18 protein-coding genes are annotated in these 18,771 nt (G+C 64.7%); 7 read left to right on the top strand and 11 right to left on the bottom strand.

Annotation, left to right across the window (positions count from 1 at the left end; all coding sequences use genetic code 11):
• The first annotated feature begins 58 nt into the window (after positions 1–58).
• The 4 genes from WH367_RS15795 (at position 59) to WH367_RS15780 (ending at position 4,432) form a co-directional block, all read left to right on the top strand.
• On the top strand, positions 59–721 hold the full coding sequence (locus tag WH367_RS15795; protein ID WP_027010782.1) for an RraA family protein: 663 nt from the start codon (positions 59–61) through the stop codon (positions 719–721).
• 2 nt (positions 722–723) lie between these two features.
• Entirely contained in the window at positions 724–1,362 is a 639-nt protein-coding gene (locus WH367_RS15790) for an RraA family protein (protein WP_339536820.1), read from the top strand.
• Positions 1,359–2,579 (top strand): pyridoxal phosphate-dependent aminotransferase, encoded by a 1,221-nt coding sequence (locus tag WH367_RS15785; protein WP_339536819.1) that lies wholly within the window; start codon positions 1,359–1,361, stop codon positions 2,577–2,579. The genes WH367_RS15790 and WH367_RS15785 overlap by 4 nt, the downstream gene beginning before the upstream one ends.
• A 281-nt stretch (positions 2,580–2,860) precedes the next feature.
• Positions 2,861–4,432 (top strand): hypothetical protein, encoded by a 1,572-nt coding sequence (locus WH367_RS15780; RefSeq protein WP_339536818.1) that lies wholly within the window; start codon positions 2,861–2,863, stop codon positions 4,430–4,432.
• Between the two features lie 68 nt (positions 4,433–4,500).
• Here WH367_RS15780 and WH367_RS15775 read toward each other — a convergent pair whose 3' ends face one another.
• A complete protein-coding gene (locus WH367_RS15775) occupies positions 4,501–4,989 on the bottom strand; it encodes a DUF4124 domain-containing protein (protein WP_339536817.1) in 489 nt (162 codons plus the stop codon).
• Between the two features lie 21 nt (positions 4,990–5,010).
• Positions 5,011–5,937 (bottom strand): restriction endonuclease, encoded by a 927-nt coding sequence (locus tag WH367_RS15770; protein ID WP_339536816.1) that lies wholly within the window; start codon positions 5,935–5,937, stop codon positions 5,011–5,013.
• 438 nt (positions 5,938–6,375) lie between these two features.
• Between WH367_RS15770 and WH367_RS15765 the strand changes: the two genes are divergently transcribed.
• Together WH367_RS15765 and WH367_RS15760 are read left to right on the top strand one after the other, a co-directional pair.
• The gene (locus tag WH367_RS15765) at positions 6,376–8,871 is read left to right on the top strand and encodes a TonB-dependent siderophore receptor (RefSeq protein WP_339536815.1); all 2,496 of its coding nucleotides are present in this window, start codon (positions 6,376–6,378) and stop codon (positions 8,869–8,871) included.
• Positions 8,861–9,820, top strand: coding sequence for an alpha/beta hydrolase (locus tag WH367_RS15760; protein ID WP_339536814.1), 960 nt, complete (start codon positions 8,861–8,863; stop codon positions 9,818–9,820). The genes WH367_RS15765 and WH367_RS15760 overlap by 11 nt, the downstream gene beginning before the upstream one ends.
• Here WH367_RS15760 and WH367_RS15755 read toward each other — a convergent pair.
• The 9 genes from WH367_RS15755 to WH367_RS15715 all read right to left on the bottom strand — a co-directional run bounded on the left by WH367_RS15755 (position 9,817) and on the right by WH367_RS15715 (position 18,070).
• Positions 9,817–10,740, bottom strand: coding sequence for an SMP-30/gluconolactonase/LRE family protein (locus WH367_RS15755; RefSeq protein WP_339536813.1), 924 nt, complete (start codon positions 10,738–10,740; stop codon positions 9,817–9,819). The two genes, WH367_RS15760 and WH367_RS15755, sit on opposite strands and share 4 nt — an antisense overlap.
• Before the next feature lie 54 nt (positions 10,741–10,794).
• Positions 10,795–11,694: an amidohydrolase family protein gene (locus WH367_RS15750; protein WP_339536812.1), complete on the bottom strand. Its 900-nt coding sequence runs from the start codon at positions 11,692–11,694 to the stop codon at positions 10,795–10,797.
• 66 nt (positions 11,695–11,760) lie between these two features.
• A complete protein-coding gene (locus tag WH367_RS15745; protein ID WP_339536811.1) occupies positions 11,761–12,717 on the bottom strand; it encodes a tripartite tricarboxylate transporter substrate binding protein in 957 nt (318 codons plus the stop codon).
• Positions 12,718–12,766: 49 nt separating this feature from the next.
• Entirely contained in the window at positions 12,767–13,759 is a 993-nt protein-coding gene (locus WH367_RS15740; RefSeq protein WP_339536810.1) for a tripartite tricarboxylate transporter substrate binding protein, read from the bottom strand.
• A gap of 15 nt (positions 13,760–13,774) precedes the next feature.
• Positions 13,775–14,752, bottom strand: coding sequence for a tripartite tricarboxylate transporter substrate binding protein (locus WH367_RS15735; RefSeq protein ID WP_445228122.1), 978 nt, complete (start codon positions 14,750–14,752; stop codon positions 13,775–13,777).
• Positions 14,753–14,922: 170 nt separating this feature from the next.
• On the bottom strand, positions 14,923–15,852 hold the full coding sequence (locus WH367_RS15730) for an NAD(P)-dependent oxidoreductase (protein ID WP_339536808.1): 930 nt from the start codon (positions 15,850–15,852) through the stop codon (positions 14,923–14,925).
• Positions 15,849–16,535 (bottom strand): diguanylate cyclase, encoded by a 687-nt coding sequence (locus WH367_RS15725; protein ID WP_021026396.1) that lies wholly within the window; start codon positions 16,533–16,535, stop codon positions 15,849–15,851. Before WH367_RS15725 ends, WH367_RS15730 begins: the two co-directional genes overlap by 4 nt.
• 255 nt (positions 16,536–16,790) lie before the next feature.
• Complete coding sequence (locus tag WH367_RS15720) at positions 16,791–17,795, bottom strand: tripartite tricarboxylate transporter substrate binding protein (RefSeq protein ID WP_021026397.1); 1,005 nt, start codon at positions 17,793–17,795, stop codon at positions 16,791–16,793.
• On the bottom strand, positions 17,792–18,070 hold the full coding sequence (locus WH367_RS15715; RefSeq protein ID WP_339536980.1) for a hypothetical protein: 279 nt from the start codon (positions 18,068–18,070) through the stop codon (positions 17,792–17,794). Before WH367_RS15715 ends, WH367_RS15720 begins: the two co-directional genes overlap by 4 nt.
• Between WH367_RS15715 and WH367_RS15710 the strand changes: the two genes are divergently transcribed.
• Positions 17,994–18,761 carry an IclR family transcriptional regulator gene (locus WH367_RS15710; RefSeq protein WP_339536976.1) on the top strand — a complete coding sequence of 256 codons (768 nt, stop codon included), beginning with the start codon at positions 17,994–17,996 and terminating at the stop codon, positions 18,759–18,761. The two genes, WH367_RS15715 and WH367_RS15710, sit on opposite strands and share 77 nt — an antisense overlap.
• Positions 18,762–18,771: the final 10 nt, after the last annotated feature.

The following is an 18,771-nucleotide window of genomic DNA, read 5'->3' as shown; positions in this document are numbered from 1 at the left end:
ACCGGGCGATGGCCCTTTTCTTTATCGAGCGATACACACCATGACCCATCCCCAAAAAATGAGCCAGGAAGACCAGGCACTGGTTGCCCTGTTTGAAGGACTGGATACGCCCGGCGTGTCCGATGCCATGGACAAGCTGGGCCTGCACGGCCAGGCCCTGGGCATCATGCCCCTGGCGAACTACAGCAAAACGGTGGTCGGTCCGGCCTTTACCGTCAAATACGTGCCGGCCAGCAACCCGCCCGGCACGGTGGGTGATTTCATCGATGACGTCGCTCCAGGCGATGTGGTGGTGATCGACAACGATGGCCGCAGCGACTGCACGGTCTGGGGCGACATCATGACCCAGTACGCCGGCCTGCGCGGTATTGCGGCAACGGTGATCGATGGCGTGTGCCGCGATGTGGGCAAGGCGCTGGGCGATAACTACCCGATTTTCAGCGTGGGCCGCTTTATGCGCACCGGCAAGGACCGGGTCCAGGTCGAGTCGCTGAACACCACGGTGGCCGTCGGTACGGTGCGAGTCGCATCGCGCGACATCGTGGTGGCCGATGCCAATGGCGTGGTCATTGTGCCGCGCCACCGCGCCCGCGATGTGGCAGCAACGGCCCGCAAGATCGAGGAGAGCGAATCGCGCATCCGCGAGCAGATCGCACAAGGTACCTCCTTGGGCGAGGCGCGTGCTGCGCTGGGCTACCACCAACTGCAAACCAAGGACTGAGCATGACAACGTTTTACGGAGCCGAGCAGCTTGCCCAGGCCTGCAAGCTGGGAACCTCCACCTTGTTCGAGGCCTCTGGCCTGGCCACCAGTGCCGTCGATGCGGCCATCCGTCCGGTATGGGCGGGCGCATCAGTCGCCGGGCCTGCGTATCCGCTGGAATGCTCACCCGGCGACAACCTGTCCATCCATATTGCGATGGAGCGGGCGCCGCGTGGCAGCATCCTGGTGATCTCCACCGGTGGCTTTGTCGCTGGATATTGGGGGGAGGTATTGACCGTGGCCGCAGAGGCCGCCGGTATTGCCGGCCTGGTCATTGATGGGGGCGTGCGCGATATTGCGGCCCTTACCGCACGGCGCTTTGCGGTGTTTTCGCGCGGCATCTCGATGCGCGGCACCATCAAGGCCAGTGCGCCGTCGGTGGGGCAGCCCATCAGCTTTACCGGCACGCCGGTGGCCGCTGGCGACCTGGTCGTGGCCGATGACGATGGTGTGCTGGTGATACCGGCTGCACAGGCCGAGCGCAGCCTGGCCCAGGGGCAGCTGCGTGCCGACAAGGAAGCCCGGATGATGCAGGCGTTGCAAAGCGGCCAATCGACCTTGGAGCTGATGGGCCTCACCAGCTGGAGGACGCAGCAATGAATGCGCCTGCCCATGGTTTGAATCGCTTCCTGGCCCAGGTAAAACCATCGGCCACCTACCGGGTCATGGACCGCGTGGCAACGCGCCGGGCCGCCGGTGCGCAGGTCATATCCCTGTGTGCCGGTGAACCCGACTTCGACACGCCGGCCCATGTTTGCGAGGCCGGCATCGCCGCCATCCGCGCCGGCCACACCCGCTACACGCAGGTGGCTGGCCTGCGCGATCTGCGCGAAGCGGTGGCTGCCAAGTTCAAGCAAGAAAACGGGCTGGCCGTGGACTGGCGGCGCAACACCTTGGTATGCAGCGGTGGCAAGCAGGTGATCTTCAATGCGCTGGCTGCCAGCTTGAACGAGGGCGACGAGGTCATCGTGCCCGCACCCTACTGGGTCAGCTACCCCGAGATCGTGCAGCTCTGTGGCGGCAAAGCGGTAGCCGTGCCATGCACGGCGCAGACAGGTTTCAAGCTCAGCCCCGATGCGCTCGCGGCCGCCATCACCAGTCGCACCCGCTGCCTGATCCTGAACTCGCCCTCCAACCCCACCGGTGCGGTCTACAGCCGTGCTGAACTGCAGGCTTTGGCAGAGGTGCTGCTGGACCACCCGCAAGTGCTGGTGCTGGCCGACGATATCTACGAGCACCTGGTGTTTGACGGCATCGCCTTTCACACCATCGCCCAGGTGGAGCCCCGTTTGCGCGATCGGGTGCTGACGATGAACGGTGTATCCAAGGCCTATGCGATGACGGGTTGGCGCATCGGCTTTTGCACAGGCCCGGCCTGGCTGATCGAGGCCATGGAAAAGCTGCAAGGCCAGCAGACCTCTGGCGCTTGCAGCATTTCCCAGCATGCCGCGTTGGCCGCATTGACGGGGCCGCAGGACTTTGTGGTCAGCGCGCGGGCGGTGTTCCAAAGGCGCAGGGACTTGGTGGTGGAGATGCTGAACCAGGCGCCGGGCCTGCAGTGCGATGTCCCACAGGGCGCCTTCTATGCCTTTGCATCCTGCGAGGAACTGATTGGCAAAACCACCCGGGCGGGCACGCTGCTGCGCAGCGATGAAGATGTTGTCAACGCGCTGCTGGATGAGGCCGGCGTGGCGACCGTGCATGGCAGTGCTTTTGGCATGGGGCCCTATATCCGTGTGGCCTATGCGCTCGATGATGCGGCCTTGCGGCAGGCGGGCGAGGCCATTGCCCAGTTTTGCCGGTCGCTCAGCAAGTAAGCCCCGGCGGCTAGCAGTTCGGAGCGCAGGCGGGCGGTCTTCAGGATCCGCGTCCATTCCACTGAACCAGGGTTATGCAGAGGATGTTTCACAGCGCTGCATAGGTGGTGGTGCGTAGGTATTCAGCAAGCTTACTAGCGGGATTAATGCAGGCTAGGCCTAAAAATGGGGCGTTGATTCGGGGTGATATATAGCCGGTGCCGTTGCGAGGGCTGTCACTTTCTTTGGGGAATTTATAAACTGCTCATCTATACTGATTTGATAATCAAATAGGAGAGAGAGTGCGCCTTCCCATCCGTATCCAAGCCTTACGCACGGCCGTGCTTGCAGCAAGCCTTGCTTTTTCACATGTCTCCAGCTGGGCTGCGCGAGATTTCACGCCGCAAGCAGGCACCTGGATCATTAGCGAAGAGCTCGATGGCAAACCAGGGCGCGGCCTTGCCATTGATGTGCAGGGCAATACCTTTTTCATGCAGGTATTTGGCTATGAAAAAAATGGTGATGCCACTTTCTACATGGCCACTGGCCAGATGGATGGCAATACCATCACTGCGCCGCTGAACCGGTACAGCGGTGGGCGCAGTTTTGGCAGTGCCGCAAGGGATGCCGTGGAGGATGGATCGCCCGGCAATGTCACTGTCAGCTTTGCCAATGGCCTGCAAGGCACGGTGCAGTTTCCCGACGAGGAGGAGGTCGCCATACAGCGCTTTCATATGCAAAGTGCTGAATTTGAAGACCGCTATTGGGTCAAGAGACGGTCCCGCAAATTCATTGTTTCGGCGGTAGATGCCGATCGCCAGATGGCGTTTTTTGCGAATATGTCCCTGAGTGCTTCTGCCACCCCGGGTCGTGGAATGCTGATGACCTTGCGCGACATACCCGGTGATTTGCGGCAGCGAATGGATTGCGAGCGGCTGGACGGTCGGGATGTATATACCTGCAAACCCATGGATGGTGGAATCCCCACGGAGCAGGCAAATATACAGTCGCTGCGGCTGCATATTGCGGGCATCGATGTCTACGGCACGGTTGATATTTTGAGCAATGGTGCCATTCAGCAGCTGCCGCTTCAGGGCATCACGGTGGCTGGTGGCGGAGAGGTGTCCATCACTGGCTGTGGCTCCTTTATCGACGCATATGTTGGCTATCCGCGCAACTGCAACCCCATTACCAGCCCCAGCAGCGGAACCTGGGTGGTGGAGGAGGAACTGCTTGGTAAACCGGGGCGGGGTTTTGCCATCGATGTGCAAAACGGCATGGTGCTGGCCCAGGTATTCAATTACCGGCCAGATGGTGCACCGACCTTCCATATGGGGAGCGGTCTGTACCAAGGCATCAATGCCAGTATTCCACTCAACCGATACGCTGGTGGCCGCGCTCTAGGCGGACCTGCAGCGAGTGGACACCTGGTGGATTCAGCGGGTGAGCTGTCGATTCGTTTTTCTGAGAATGCGGTACGACAAGGCTACGATGACAACCGTTTGGTGGGTATTGCCTCCATTTCCGGTGAGGCGCCCAAGCGCATTGTGCGTATGTCGCTGGAGCCGGATGCTGCCAGCTTGCAAGGCCTGCTGGGCCAGTGGTGGATCGGCTTCTACGGTCAAAGCCTCCCGGTATTCAAGCTCGTGACACTGACGACTTTGGAGGGTGACTACCTGACCAGCGAAGACGGACAGGTCGTGTGCAACCGTATCGACGCCGAGTTTCCGTCGCTGAGGTGCCTGTGGACTCGCGATGGGGGGCTGATGACCGGCTATTTGAGTAGCGAGCCCAACAATCGCTTTGGTGGACAACTCCAGGTCAGGGATCGCCACGGCCATGGAATGGGCTTGGGGAATGTCCCCCTGGATTGACACAAGCCTGCGCTGGCATTTGGCAAGCGCTGGCCTCTGCTTTGCCGTTTAAAAAGACAAGTTAGCGGCTAGCAGTTCAAATCATTGAAGCGCTTGCGCGCCTTGTACAGATCGACCTCGGCCTGGGCCAGGTCGCTGGCCGCTGCTGCTTGCACCGCTTGCTTGAGCGCTGGCAGGCGGTTGTCCAGCCGTGCGCATTCCAGCTTGTCGGCGGCGCTGAGCTTGAAGCGGCGCTGGTGCACCCGGTACTCATCGGCGTTCATCCCTGTCAGGGGCTGGATGGCTTCTGCAAAGGCAGCATTGTGTTCGGCACGCTGCACGTCCTGGCCTTTGCGGCTCTTGCCCGTCATCTTGTCCATGCCCTGGGTAGGCGTGGCGTCGATTTCCTGGGCCCCTACACAGGGCGCATCCGAGTAGCTCACGCGCCCGGCGGTCTCGCAGCGGTAGACCGGCTTTTGCGCAAAGGCAGGCGCGGCGCAGCAGACGAGGGCCAGCAACAGCAGCGACCGCGTGGATTGGCAACGGCTTGCATGGCGAGAGGTGGACAACAAGCGCATGGACAGACCTTCAAGCTTCCGTCACGCAGCTGCAAGCGTGCCACGGCAACCCGGGAAGGTCGAGCAGCCCCAGAAGGACTTGCCCGCATTTGCCCCCTGGCGTGCAGTGCGCAGCTCCATCGCGGCGCTGCAGCGCGGGCAGGCGGGTTGGGCCGGGGCAGGACTTGCTGCGACAGGGGCGGTAGCCGAGGCCGTCGCAACCGTGGTGCGCGTTGGCGCAGCAACCGGGCTGCCGCTGGCTTGCGTAGCCTTGGGACCATTCACCAGCGATTGCCGCGCGCGCTGCACCATCGCAAACAGCTGGTGGCCATCGACCAGGGTGATATTGCGACCCCGTGCAAATTCCTGGGCATCGTTGCTGAACCGGCCGGAGGTCACCACAAAGCCGCCCGTCGCGCCTCTGGCGGCCATCACGCCATAGAGCTCGCGCACGGTGGCAACGCCCACGCGCTGGGCCTTCCACTGCTTGCACTGAACGAGGAATTTCTCGCTGCCCTTGAGCAGCACCAGGTCCACACCGCCATCGGGCCCGTTGCCGCCCAGCTCGATGATGCGGAAGCCCTGCAGCCGGTAGGCCTCGCCCACCAGCAGCTCAAACTCGCGCCAGCTGATGTCGCCCAGCGCGGCCACATCTTGCGCCTGCGCCACCGTGCTGACCAGGGCCTTGCGCTGCTTTCTGCGGCAGGCCGACATAGCGGCGGCTATCAAGCACATCAAGGGCAGCAGGTATTGGCCGATGGAGGCCAGCCCAAAGATGAGCCCCTTCTGGACGACAGCTGCCATCATGTCGGCGGGGCGGCCTGCCAGCTCTGCCGTTGGGGGCACCACGGCCCAACGGTGCAGGAAGACATAGCTCGCTCCCGCCAGTGCCACGCAAATCCACCAGGGGAGCAGCGCCAGCAGATCCAGCATGTCTTCGAACCCGCTGCTTTTCTTGCGTCTTGCCATGGTCTCCCCCTGTCCTGGTTTGCTGATGGATGCCTGTCTCTGTGCGGCTGGCTGACGGCGGCGCAGTGCTGCTGGAAGCGCCACGCACAGACCGTTTGCTGCTTTATATTACAAAATGTATCTGCATGGTCTTACGCTTTGCTGACGGGCGTATTGGGGGCATCACCAGAGCGACAGGGGCGTTGCTGAGGTGTGCATGGCTGGCCACCACAGCCGCAGGTTCTGCAGCCACCGCTGCTTGTCTTGCGGCCGCCGCTGCTTGTTCTGCAGCCACCGCTGCTTGTTTTGCAGCCCGCTGCAGCCGCTTTTTGCCACCGCGAAAATTTTTCCCACTATTTTTCGCTTCAGGTGATCACTTTTTGGATCTCGTTCGGTGTACAGGGCAATGGCGCTATGCAGTGCCGCTCTTTTCTTTCCAGATCACCAGGACGACGAACCATGACTCTCTCTTCCCATCGCCGCAGCCGGCACCGCGAACGCTTTGCGCTGGCTTTGCTGCATGGCGCGATCCGTGCCACCTTGGTTGGCGGCAGTGCCGCAGGCCTGGCGCTGGCGGCACCTTGGGCCCTGGCGGCAGAGCCGGCTGCCGGCGCCAAAAGCTATGCGATTGCAGCGGGCCCGCTGTCCGATGTGCTGGCGCAGTACGCGGCCACGGCGGGGGTGCAGCTGGTGTTTGAGCAGTCCACCTTGGCGGGGCTGCGCAGCGGCGGCCTGCAAGGCAGCTATGGCGAGGCGGAGGGCTTTGCCCAGTTGCTGGGCGGCAGCGGTTTTGAAGTGGTCAAGCAAGGGGGCGCGACCTATGTGCTGCGCAAGCTGCCGGCGGCCAACCCTGCGGCAGCGGGCAGCGCGGCTGGGGCATCGGACATGACGTTGAACACGGTCACCGTGACGGCCGCGGCCCAGCGCAGCGGCACCACCGAGGGCAGTGGCAGCTATGCGGCGGCGCATTCGAGCACCAGCTCCAAGCTGAACCTGAGCCAGCGCGAAACGCCGCAGACCCTGACGGTCATCACCCGCCAGCAGATGGACGACGCCGGCATGACCTCGGTCGATGATGCGCTGCGCGCAGTGAGCGGCGTGTTTGCGGTCGATGGTGGCAGCATTGGCGCCAACTACTACAGCCGGGGCTTTAGCATGCAGGCCCAGGTCGATGGCATGGCCACGCCTTCGGGCATCGACAGCGGCAACCGCTCGCCCAAGTTCGACAGCGCCTTTGTCGACCGGGTCGAGGTGCTGCAAGGCGCGGCTGGCCTGATGGCCGGTGCTGGCAGCCCGGGCGGCACGGTCAATATGGTGCTCAAGCGCCCGACCGACACTTTCCAGGCGCAGGGCGAAGTCCAGCTGGGTTCCTGGAAAGAGCGGCGCCTGGTCGGCGATGTGTCCGGCCCGCTGATCGACTCGGGCGTCATCCGGGGCCGCCTGGTGGCCGTGTCTGATAACAGCGAGTCGTTTACCGACTATGTCTACCGTGACCGCTATGCGGGCTACGGCATTGTCGAGGCTGACCTGGGGCCCACGACCACCTTGAGCGCCAGCGTGCAGCTGCAAAAGGACACGAGCCGGGGCCACTTTGGCGTGCCGCTGGCGGCCGATGGCAGCGATGCCGGGCTGCCCCGCTCGTCCTTCTGGGGCGATGCCGACCACCGTTCGGTGCGCGACTACAACATCTACACCGTGGGCCTGGCCCAGCAGCTGGCCGGCGCCTGGAGCCTGAAGGCCAACTACTCCTGGCAAAAGACCAACAACGATATCGAGAACTTCAGCAGCCTCTCGGGCAACCTGAACCCGGTGGCCGGCGATGGCCTCTTCATCGGCAGCCGCCAGCGCAACTACACCTCGGTCATGCATGCCAATGTGGTCGATGTCTATGCCACGGGGCCCTTTGATTTTCTGGGCCGCCGCCATGAGCTGACCCTGGGCGTCAACGGCACCAGCTACCGCGATGAGAATGCCGGCACCGGTTACTCGTCCACCACGCCGATCAATGTCTACACCTTTGATCCCGAAGGCCTGGGCCCCATCCCCGATGGCCTGCGCGCATCGACCAGCAAGACCAAGACCAGCAATATGGGCGTCTATGGCGTCGCGCGCTGGAGCCTGACCGACGCGCTCAAGCTGATCACCGGCACCCGCATCAGCAACTACGAGCGCAAGAACAGCTTGACCGGTGTCGTGGCGCCCAAGGAGAAGGGCGTGGTCACGCCCTATGCCGGGCTGGTGTATGACATCAACGCCCAGTACTCGGCCTATGCCAGCTACTCGGACATCTTCAATCCCCAGACCAACCGCAGCCAGGATGGCAATGTGCTGGACCCGGTCGTGGGCGCCAACTACGAAGTGGGTATCAAGGGCGAGCTGCTGAACAAGCGCCTCAATGTCTCGGCCGCCGTGTTCCGCCTGGCGCAGTCCAACCTGGCGGTGCTCGATTCCTCCGTGCCCAACAACCCCAGCAATGCCTGCGGCGGCGCCTGCTATACCGCAGCGGGCAAGGTCGTCAGCCAGGGCTTTGACCTGGGCGTAAACGGCCAGGTCAGCCGCGAGCTGAACCTGGCTGCGGGCTACACCTATACCAGTGCCGAGTATGTGGCCGGCCCGCAAAAGGACCAGCGCTTCCGCACCGAGCAGCCGCGCCACAGCATGCGCCTGGCCGCCAACTACCAGCTGCCGGGCACGCAGTGGTCGCTGGGTGGCAATGTGGCTGCTACCAGCAAGGCCTATAAAAACGGCGGCTCGGGCGCCAATGCCTGGACCATCGAGCAGGGCGCGCTGGTGCTGGTGGGCCTGAACGCCAAGTACCGTATTACCCCCAAGACCCAGCTGAACCTGGTCGTCAGCAACCTGACCGACCGCAGCTACCGCCACCTGTATGGCCGCGAGTACGCGCCGTTTGGCGAGCCGCGCAAGTTCAGTGCTAACCTGCGCCATGATTTCTAAGCTCCCCATGCACATGCCCAGCCTCTACCAATGCGCCTGCGCTGCGCTGCTGGCCGGCTTGCTGGCCACGGCGCCGCAGGCGGGGGCCCAGACCGCCCCGCAGGGCGCTGCAGCCGGTGCAGCTGCTACGGGCGTGCCCAGCACCGCAGCCACCCCCGCCAGCCCCTATGTGATGCCCGCCACCCAGGTCTGGGACATGGCATCGGACAACGGCGAGATCTACCGCATCTTTGTTTCGGCGCCCGACAAGGGTGAGCCCCCCAAGGGTGGCTACCCGGTGCTCTATGTGCTCGATGGCAATGCCTACTTTGGCTCCTTCGCGCAGGCGCGCTGGGTGCAGGACTACCTGCCAGTTGGCAAGGCCATCATCGTGGGCGTCGGCTACCCGGGCGACAAGGCCTGGGATGTGCGCCGCATGGCCGACTACACGGCGCAGCTGCGTGAGCCGCTGTCGCCCGAGGTGCGTCCTTTTGCCAAGTACAAGAGCGGTGCGCGCGCGCCGTTTCTGGATTTTCTGACCGGCAAGCTGCGCGGCGAGATCGCCCAGCGCTACCCCATCAACCTGGAGCGGCAGTCGCTGTTCGGCCATTCCTTTGGCGGGCTGTTTGCGCTTTATGCGCTGTACGAGCGCCCGCAGGCTTTTGAGGCGATTGTGGCGGCCAGCCCGTCGATGGAGTGGAACGGCCAGCATATTCTGGAGGAGGAGCGCGTGTTCCGCGACAAGGTGCAGGCCGGCAAAGTCGGCGCCACCAGCCGCCTGATGGTGGTCGTGGGCGACCGCGACGCCGATGGCGATCCGGAATCGGCCCGCATGCTGGCCGAGCGGCTGCAAGCGCTCTCCGGCTGGGGCCTGCGCGTGCGGCTGCAGCGCTACCCCAATGAGGTGCATGCCAGCGTGCCGGCGCAGGCGGCCAATGACACGCTGCGCTTTGCGTTTACGCTGCGTTAGCTTGTCTTGCCTTGGTGAATTGGCATGCCCGGCGTGACCATGTTCGCCGTCAAGATGCGGCCATAGGTCGAATCGGTGACAAACAGCTGTTTGCGCTCTGCACCCCCAAAGGCCAGGTTGGTGGTGGAGCTGCCCTTGATGCCGCATAGCACCTGCACCGGCTCGGCCAGGTGGTTCAGCACCCAGACATAGCCCAGGCCCGGGTTGGCCACCAGCACATGGCCCTGGGCATCAACGGCCAGGCCATCGGGGCCGCTGGGCCCATACGAGGTGAAGAACTGGCTCACCTTGGCAACGCTGCCATCGGGCAGCAAGGGCACGCGCCAGACGCAGTTGCCCCGCGTCACCGCCAGGTACAGCACGCGGCCATCGGGTGACAGCGCCACGCCATTGGGGCTGGGCACATTGTTCAGCAGTAGATCGAGCTGGCCATTAGGCCGCAGGCGGTAGAGGCGCCCACTTGGGTCATGCAGGCCGCTCTGGCCCTGGTCCGTAAAGTACAGGTTGCCGTCCGCATCAAAAATCAGGTCGTTCACGCCCTTGAAGCTCTCGCTATTGCGGCGCTCCAGATAAGGCGTCACTACGCCACTGGCCACATCCAGCTGCATCAGGCCGTTCTTGTAGTCGGTGATCAAGAGCTTGCCGGGGGCCAGAAACTTCAGGCCATTGGGCTCGCCGTCGTACTCTGCCACCTGGCTCCACTGGCCTTGGGCATCGATGCGAAAAATGCGGCCCCAGGGGATATCGCTGACATAGAGGTTGCCGGCCTCGTCAAACACCGGGCCTTCTAGAAACGAGTCTGTTATCGTCCCGCCCCGGTTGGCATCAGCCCAGGCGCTGCGCTCACGGCGGCGAAAGGACTCGGGCATGGCGCTGAAGGTGTCCAGGGTGCGGACTTCAGGGGATTGCAGCAAAAACATGGGGCGGCCTTTTTGGCAAAAAACGGGTGGGTGTGTGCAGGATCTTGCCAGGGTTCAGAGAGGTGTGAATCCGTAGAGCTTAGCGGGGTTGTCCACCAGAATGCGGTCCATCACCGCATCGCTCACCGACCAGGCCTGCAGCAGATGGACCAGGTCGGTATCGTTGACGCTGCCTGGCCGCTCGGTGGTGTGCGGCCAGTCAGAGCCCCACACCAGGCGCTCAGGCGCGGCCTGCACGAGGGCGCGGCCCAGCGGCACGGTATCGGCATAGCTGGGGCCATGCACCTGGGAGCGCATATAGGCGCCCGAGAGCTTGACCCAGCAACGGCCGCCATCGAGCAGACGGCGCAGCACGCCATAGGCCTCGGCCGATGCGCCTTCGGCCGGGTCAATGCGTCCCAGGTGGTCGATCACCAAAGGGACCGGCAGCTGCTGCAGCACCGGCTGGAGTGCGATGATCTGCGCGGGCTCGGCAAACACCTGGATATGCCAGCCAGCGCAGTCCGGGTGGCGCGCCAGCTTTTGCGCCAGGGTCTGCAGCATCTCGGGCGTGGTCGTACCCCAGGACTGGGGCGAGACAAAGTTCACCCGCAGCCCGCACACGCGCCGCGCCGCGAGGCGCGTCAGCTTGGCATCGCTCACATCCGCATCCACCACGGCAACGCCGCGTGCGCGGTCACCCAGTTGGTCAAGTGCATCCAAGGTGCAGGCATTGTCGGTGCCATAGGTCGATGGCGTAACCACCACCGTGCGCGTTGTGCCCAGGCGCTGCTGCAGCTGCCGGTAGGCCGCCACCGGCGCATGGGGTGGCGTGCGCGGCCAGTGTGCCGACGGCGCAAAGCGCGTGTCGAAGATGTGCATATGGCTGTCGCAGGCCAGCGCAGGCAGGCTGCGCGCAGGGCGGTTCAGGCCGACCGAATGCGGGACAGGGGTGGAGAGATCAGGCAAGGTCATCGCGGTGCTGGCGTTTCATGAAGGCGGGGCTGGCCGCTGCAGCTGCGGCGGCCAGTGGGATGGAGCTCAGTCGAGTTTGATATTGCCTTTTTTCACCACCTCGCCCCATTTGGCATCTTCCTTTTTCAAAAAGGCGCTGAACTCCGCCGGTGTCGAGCCCACGGGCTGCGCGCCCAGGTCCGACAGGCGCTGCTGCACTTCAGGCTCCTTGAGCACCTCGGCAATCGCCTGGTGCAGTTGCTGGGAGATAGCGTCTGGCGTACCGGCGGGCAGCAGCACGCCATTCCACTCGTAGGCTTCGTAGCCGGGGATGACGGTCTCGGCCACCGTGGGCACCTCCGGCAGGCGTGCCGAGCGCTGGGGCGACGAGACGGCCAGCGCACGCAGCTTGCCACCGCTCACCAGCGGGTAGGAGGCAGCCACGGTGGCGAACATGAAGTCCACCTGCCCGCCCATCACATCGGCAATCGCCGGGCCACCGCTCTTGTAGGGCACATGCACCATGTCCAGGCCCAGCTTCTGGCGGAACAGCTCGGCCGCCAGGCGCTGCACCGTGCCGCTGCCGCCCGATGCAAAGTTGATCTTGCCCGGTTCGGCCTTGGCCTTGGCGATCAGGTCGTTCACATTCTTCAGCGGCGACTCTGCCTTGACCACCAGTGCATTGGGCGCCAGCAGCACCAGCGACAGGGGCTGCAGCGCGTTGGCTGCATAGGGCATCTTGGCAAACAGGTGCGGGTTGATCGAGTAGGGCGTCGCGTCGTAGAGCATGGTGTAGCCATCGGCCTTGGCCTTGGCCACAAAGCTCGCGCCAATGGTGCCGCTGGCGCCGGCCTTGTTCTCCACGATCACGCTGGTGCCCAGCTTGCTGCCCATGCGCGTGGCCAGCACGCGGGCCACGGCATCGGCCGCGCCGCCGGGGGCGTAGGGCACGACGATGGTGATGGGGCGCTCGGGGAAGGCGGCATGCGCGATGCTGGCGGCCAGTGCGCAGGCGGCGATCAGGGATTGGATAAAGCGGGGCATGGTGTCTCCTAATGGTTCGTGTCAATAGATAGCAGATGCGTTGCCAGAATCAATCGGCTTTGAGGTCCAGGTCGCGCGCAATCTGGGTATAGGTCGTCACCTCGCGCGCGACCTGGCTGCCAAAGGCCTGGCCGCAGGTCGAGTCGGCATCGAGGCCCAGGCTGTGCAGCTTGTCCACCGTGGCGGCGCTGTTGGCAAAATCGCGGGCGGCTTTTTCCAGCTGCTGCGCAATCGCGGCGGGCAGGCCAGCGGGCGCCATCACGCCATACCAGGCATCGGCCGAGTACTTGCCGCCACCGGCCTCGGCAAAGGTGGGCACATCGGGCAGCAGCGACGAGCGCTTGGGCGAGGCAACAGCCAGCGCGGTCAGCTTGCCGCTCTTGATCTGCGGCAGCACCGAGCCCAGGGTGGCAAACGAGCTGTCGAGCTGGCCGCCCATCAGATCGGTCACCACCGGGGCCGCGCCCTTGTAGGGCACATGGTTCAGCTGCAGGCCATTGGCGCGCGCAAACATTTCGGTCGCAAAGTGGCCGGAGCTGCCCATGCCAGCGGTGCCGGCCGTGGTGCGGCCGGGTTCCTTGCGGGCGCGGGCCATGTAATCGGCCAGGCTCTTGACCGGCAGGCCTGGCTGCACCACCAGCACCGTGGGGCTGGTTGCGACCGTGCACAGCGGCTGGAAGGACTTGAGCGCATCAAACTTGACCCGGCCGCTGTAGAGGCCCGGAATCATCGTGTGGTTGGTGGCGGCAAACAGCAGGGTATAGCCATCGGCCGGTGCACTGGCCACCGCTTGCGCGGCCAGGATGGTGTTGGCGCCGGGCTTGTTGTCGACGACAAAAGGCTGGCCCAGGGTTCGGCCGGCGTAATCCGCAAAGGCGCGTGCCACCACATCGGTGGGGCCGCCGGCTGCAAAGCCTACGATGAGCCGCACCGGCTTGGCGGGGTAGGCGGGGGCCTGGGCAAAGCTGGCGCTGGCCGCCAGCGCTGCTGCTGCCACCAGCGTTTGCAGCGCCAGTGCTGGCAGATTTTTCTTCTTGAACATGTGCTTGTCTCTTTCTCAATCCATGCGAATGCCGCTGGCGCGGATCACGCCGGCCCATTTGGCGGTTTCGGCCTGCACAAAGCTGGAGAATGCCTGCGCGCTGGAGCCTACGCCTTGTACACCCAGTTCGGCAAAGCGCTTCTGCATCTCGGGGCTGGCCACGATGGCGCGGGTTTCGGCCTCCAGCCGCTGCAGCACCGGCGGGGGCGTGCCTGCCGGGGCGAACAGGCCATTCCACTCGTTGACCTCAAAACCGGCCAGGCCCGATTCGGCCATCGTCGGCAACTGCTCCCAGCCTTCGCTGCGCTGGGCGGAGGTGATCGCCAGCGCGCGCAGTTTGCCGCCTTTGACAAAGGGCCCGCTGGCCGTGGTGGCGCTGAACATCACATCCACCTGGCCGCCAATCAGATCGGTCAGCGCCGGTGCACCACCGCGATAGGGGATATGCGTCATCTCGACCTTGGCGCCTTGCTTGTACAGCTCCGCCGCCAGATGCTGCGCGCCGCCGTTGCCGGCCGAGGCATAGCTGAGCTTGCCCGGTGCCGCCTGCGCGGCGCGGCTCAGGTCGGCCACGCTATGCAGTGCCGAGCTGGCCGGCACCACCAGCAGCAAAGGCACCTGGTTGATCAGCGAGATCGGCGCAAAATCCTTGGCCGGCTGGTAGGGCAGTTTGGCAAACAGGCTGGGGTTGACGGTGAAGGCCGTGGCATCGAGCAGCAGCGTATAGCCATCGGGCGCAGCCTTGGCCACCGCCGCCGCGCCAATGGTGCCGCTGCCGCCGGGGCGGTTGTCTACGATGACCTGTTGGCCCAGTCGGCTGCCCAGCTGGGTGGCCAAAAGTCGCGCGGTGTTGTCGGCATTGCCGCCGGGCGGGTAGGGCACAACGAGCTTGATGGGCTTGTCGGGCCAGGGGCTTTGCGCCTGGGCGGGCAGCGCGCCTGCCATGCCTGCTGCCAAGGCGATGCTGCCCAGCGCTTGGGCCGCAAGCGCCATCGGCCAGCGGCGGTTAAAAATCTGCTTCATCTTTGTCTCCTGTCTTTCAGGCGTTCCTTAACGGGCCGCATGCTTGCGGCCTCTTGGTGTTTGCTGGGGCCGGGTGCATGCCCGGCCCGTTGTTAGGCAAGGGCAAGCAACGCTGGCTTGCCCGCACGCCAGCCAGCGCTTCAAGCCGTGGCTGGCGCCTTGGCCAGCACGGCCAGCAGGTTCTGGGCCGCGCCCACGCCCATGTTCACGTAGGCATCGCTGGTCACGCCGCCGATGTGGGGGCTGAGGACAAAGTGCGGCTCGCGCTGGAAGGGGTGGCCGGCGGTCATCGGCTCCACCGCAAAGCTGTCCAGGCCCGCAGCCATCACCTGGCCTGCGCGCACGGCAGCCAGCAAGGCGGCCTCGTCGATCAGACCTCCGCGTGCGGTGTTGACGACGATGACGCCACGCTTGCACTGCGCCAAGGTGGTAGCGTTGAGCATGCCCCGGTTCTCATCGGCCAGCGGGCAGTGCAGCGAGATCGCATCGGCCTCGCGCCAGAGGGTGTCCAGGTCCACGCTCTGCACATAGGCTGGCAGGTTCTTGGCAAAGGGGTCAAAGCCGATCACGCGCATGCCCAGCGCATCGGCCATCTTGGCAAAGCGCAGGCCGATGGCGCCCAGCCCTACCAGGCCAATGGTGCGGCCCCCCAGCTCCAGGCTCTTGTGCGTGGCCTTGTCCCAGTGGCCGGCATGCATGCGTGCATCGAGCGCCACGACGGACTTGGCGCATGCCAGCAGCAGCGCCAAGGCCTGCTCGGCCACGGCGGCAGCATTGGCGCCCACGGCGGCCACGACCTCGATGCCACGTGCCTTGGCGGCCACCTTGTCGATGGTGTCCGTACCGCTGCCGTGCTTGGAGATGACCTTGAGCGACGGGGCCGCATCCATCACCGCCGCGCCGACCTTGCCGTAGCGCACGATGATGGCGACCGGGTCATGCTGCTTGGCCAGCGCCACCAGGTCCTCTTCGGTCGGCGTCTTGCCGGCGTAGATGACTTCGTAGCCGCCAAGCAGGTCCAGCGCTTGCTGCGCCAGATCGGCGCCGGTGACGATGATGCGGGGGTTCACAGCGATTCTCCTTCCTGGAGCACGCCGGCCGCACGCAGTGCAGCGGGCAGCCATTTCGATGCCGTGTCGCCCCGGGCAATGGCGTCGATGCGGGCGGCTTCATCGGCCACTTTCTTGTCGGCCAGGGCCAGCATTGCAGGCGCCTTGGCGCGCTCGATCACGACCACGCCATCGGCGTCGCCCACGACCAGGTCACCGGGGTTGACCGTGGTGCCACCGGCCGAAATAGGGTGGTTGATGCGGCCGGGCACAAACTTGGTCGGGCCGGCGGGGTTGAAGCCGGCGCTGAACACCGGGAAGTCCAGCTCCAGGATTTCCAGCTTGTCGCGGATCGCACCGTCGACGATCACCCCTGCCAGGCCCCGCTTCTTGCAGGCGCTCAGCATCAAGGTGCCCATCAGTGCTGCCGTCTGGTCGCCCTTGCCATCGATCACCAGCACATCGCCGGGCTTGGCCAGCGCAATGGCGGCATGGATCATCAGGTTGTCGCCGGGGCGTACTTCGACCGTGAAGGCCGGGCCTGCGACCTGCATGCTTTGGTGGACGGGTGCCACCCGTGCATGCATGGTGCCGCGGCGGCCGGCCACGTCGGCCAAAATGGCGGCCTGGAAGCCGCTGGCCTTGGCTACGACGTCGGCGCTGACGCGATCGATGTCACGGATGATGTCGGGAAGTTGGCTCATGGTGTTGGTCCGTTGGGAAGGATGAAAAAGAAGGGGGCATGGCTGGCGCTCCGCGCCGCATGGGTCTTTCCGTGATGGATGGCCTGCACACCGTTGGCGGAGCCGGCGTTTTGCAGCGCGCCCAGCGGTTGAGGGCAGGGTGCTGTGCTGCCCGCCGAGAAACGGATGGGCACAGCCAAGCTGGCGCAGTGCATGGCGCGGTCTCTCAGCGGGTCGGTTGGAAAGGGCGGTGGCGCGGGCCGGTGTGCTGCCGCCTTAGTTCAGGCTGGCGCCTGAATCCTTGACGATCTTGGCCCAGCGGGGCACTTCGGCATGCATCAGCTTGCCAAAGTCTTGCGCGCTGCCGCCCAGGATATCGCCGCCTTCGGAGCGCAGCTTCTCGACCACATCGGGCTCGGCCAGCGCGGCATTGATGGCTTTGTTGAGCTTTTGCACGATCGCCTCTGGCGTGCCTGCCGGGGCCAGGATGCCAAACCAGGTAATGGCCTCAAAGCCCTTGCTGCCGGACTCGGCCATCGTCGGGGTGGAGGGCAACTCGCCCGAGCGCTGCTTGGAGGTGACCATCAGCGGCTGGAGCTTGTCATTGCGCACCTGGCCGATGAGGGACGGAATCGATCCGACAAAGAGGTCGATCTGGCCGCCGGACAGGTCGGTGATCGCTTGCGCAATGCCCTTGTAGGGGACGTGGCGCAGCTTGACGCCGGTGGCCTGCTCAACCTGGGTGACGGCCAGGTGGGCGACGGTGCCATTGCCGGCATAGCCCACGGTGACGGTATCGGGCTTGGCTTTTGCAGCCTTCAAGACTTCGGCGATCGAATGCAGCGGGGTGCCCGAGCCGCTGACCATCAGGATCGGCGACGAGGAGACCAGCGCGACCGGGGTCAGGTTCTTGAGCGGGTCGTAGGGCAGCTTTTTGTACAGCGCCGGGTTGATGGCCAGGTTGCTGGTCTGGCCCATTACGAGGGTGTAGCCATCGGGCGCGGCCTTGGCAGCGGCATCCACGCCCAGATTGCCACCGGCGCCGGGGCGGTTGTCCACGACGATATTCCAGCCATTTTTCTCGGTGATCTTTTGCGCGACGGCGCGGGCAATCATGTCGGTGCCGCCGCCGGGCGGAAAGGGCACAAACAAACGGATGGGCTTGGCCGGGTAGTTGCTTTGGGCGTAGGCGCCGGTGGCGGCTGCCGCCAGTACCGCCGTGCCCAGCGCCAGGCGGCACAGGCGCGCCGAGATCGAAATCGCTCGTGTCGTGATCGTCATACGTTGTCTCCGTATCGTTTTGTTGGTGTGGCCTTTTGGTCTGCTGCCAATCGGTGCGCCACTTTAAAAAAAAGTTTCAAGGGATACAATGCCGTTTCAACCAATGAAACACATTGCACGATGAGCAACCCTTCAGCGAGCCGCTCCAGTCCTCGATCCAAGGCGAAAACCGGCCCCGTTTCTGCACCCCTGCCGGAGATGGAGACCCCTGCCGAGGCGCTGCCAGAAGAAGGCGCATCGTCGACCAGCAGCGTCACTGCGGTGTTGCGGGCCATGCAATTGATCGATGCGTTTGCGTTGGGAGAATCCCATTTGCCGCTGGCCGAACTGAGCCGGCGCTGCGGCCTGCACAAGACCACGGCGCTGCGCATTGCGCGCACCCTGGCGCAGTCGGGCTACCTGGTGCAGCGGGAAGATGGCGATTGGCGCCTGGGCCCGGCAGCGGGCTGGCTGGGCGCGCGTTACCAGGCCGGTTTTGATGTACAGAATGTGCTGGAGCCGGCGCTGCGTGCGCTGACGATGGCGAGTGGCGAAAGCGCCGCTTTCTATGTGCGCGAAGGCAATGTGCGCACCTGCCTGGTGCGGGTGGAGGGCCCCCAGGCCTTGCGCCACCATGCGCGCATGGGCGAGGGGCTGCCGCTGGACAAGGGCTCGCCAGGGCGGGTGATTCTGGCGTTTTCGGGCGAGCCGGGCGACTTGTACGAAGCCATCCGCCAGCGCGGTTTTCACTGGTCGATTGGCGAGCGCGAGCAGGGCGTGGCCACCATCTCCGCGCCGGTGTTTGGCAAGCACTGGCGGCTGCTGGGCTCCGTCTGCGTGTCGGGCCCGGCATCGCGCCTGCCGCAGCAAAAGCTGGAGGAAATGTCCAAGACCGTCATCGCTGCGGCCAACCAGCTGTCCTATGCGTTGGCGGGCAATACCGGGCCGTCTGCGACCCTGGTGCGGGCCAGCCACTGGCACCCCTGAGTCTTGCGCG

This window comes from Comamonas sp. MYb21 (assembly GCF_037479395.1).
In the GTDB taxonomy this organism is placed as follows: Bacteria; Pseudomonadota; Gammaproteobacteria; order Burkholderiales; family Burkholderiaceae_C; genus Comamonas.
Note: the sequence above shows the minus strand (reverse complement) of the source record. Positions and strands in the feature narration are given on the sequence as shown.

Bases quoted from the DNA above. Each gene is read 5' to 3' on its own strand.
- WH367_RS15790 (WP_339536820.1), top strand. From the start codon at position 724: ATGACAACGTTTTACGGAGCCGAGCAGCTTGCCCAGGCCTGCAAGCTG.
- WH367_RS15740 (WP_339536810.1), bottom strand. From the start codon at position 13,759: ATGTTCAAGAAGAAAAATCTGCCAGCACTGGCGCTGCAAACGCTGGTG.
- WH367_RS15745 (WP_339536811.1), bottom strand. From the start codon at position 12,717: ATGCCCCGCTTTATCCAATCCCTGATCGCCGCCTGCGCACTGGCCGCC.
- WH367_RS15795 (WP_027010782.1), top strand. From the start codon at position 59: ATGAGCCAGGAAGACCAGGCACTGGTTGCCCTGTTTGAAGGACTGGAT.
- WH367_RS15760 (WP_339536814.1), top strand. From the start codon at position 8,861: ATGATTTCTAAGCTCCCCATGCACATGCCCAGCCTCTACCAATGCGCC.
- WH367_RS15720 (WP_021026397.1), bottom strand. From the start codon at position 17,795: ATGACGATCACGACACGAGCGATTTCGATCTCGGCGCGCCTGTGCCGC.
- WH367_RS15725 (WP_021026396.1), bottom strand. From the start codon at position 16,535: ATGAGCCAACTTCCCGACATCATCCGTGACATCGATCGCGTCAGCGCC.
- WH367_RS15765 (WP_339536815.1), top strand. From the start codon at position 6,376: ATGACTCTCTCTTCCCATCGCCGCAGCCGGCACCGCGAACGCTTTGCG.
- WH367_RS15785 (WP_339536819.1), top strand. From the start codon at position 1,359: ATGAATGCGCCTGCCCATGGTTTGAATCGCTTCCTGGCCCAGGTAAAA.
- WH367_RS15750 (WP_339536812.1), bottom strand. From the start codon at position 11,694: ATGACCTTGCCTGATCTCTCCACCCCTGTCCCGCATTCGGTCGGCCTG.
- WH367_RS15735 (WP_445228122.1), bottom strand. From the start codon at position 14,752: ATGGCGCTTGCGGCCCAAGCGCTGGGCAGCATCGCCTTGGCAGCAGGC.
- WH367_RS15715 (WP_339536980.1), bottom strand. From the start codon at position 18,070: ATGGCCCGCAACACCGCAGTGACGCTGCTGGTCGACGATGCGCCTTCT.
- WH367_RS15755 (WP_339536813.1), bottom strand. From the start codon at position 10,740: ATGTTTTTGCTGCAATCCCCTGAAGTCCGCACCCTGGACACCTTCAGC.
- WH367_RS15770 (WP_339536816.1), bottom strand. From the start codon at position 5,937: ATGGCAAGACGCAAGAAAAGCAGCGGGTTCGAAGACATGCTGGATCTG.
- WH367_RS15710 (WP_339536976.1), top strand. From the start codon at position 17,994: ATGGAGACCCCTGCCGAGGCGCTGCCAGAAGAAGGCGCATCGTCGACC.
- WH367_RS15775 (WP_339536817.1), bottom strand. From the start codon at position 4,989: ATGCGCTTGTTGTCCACCTCTCGCCATGCAAGCCGTTGCCAATCCACG.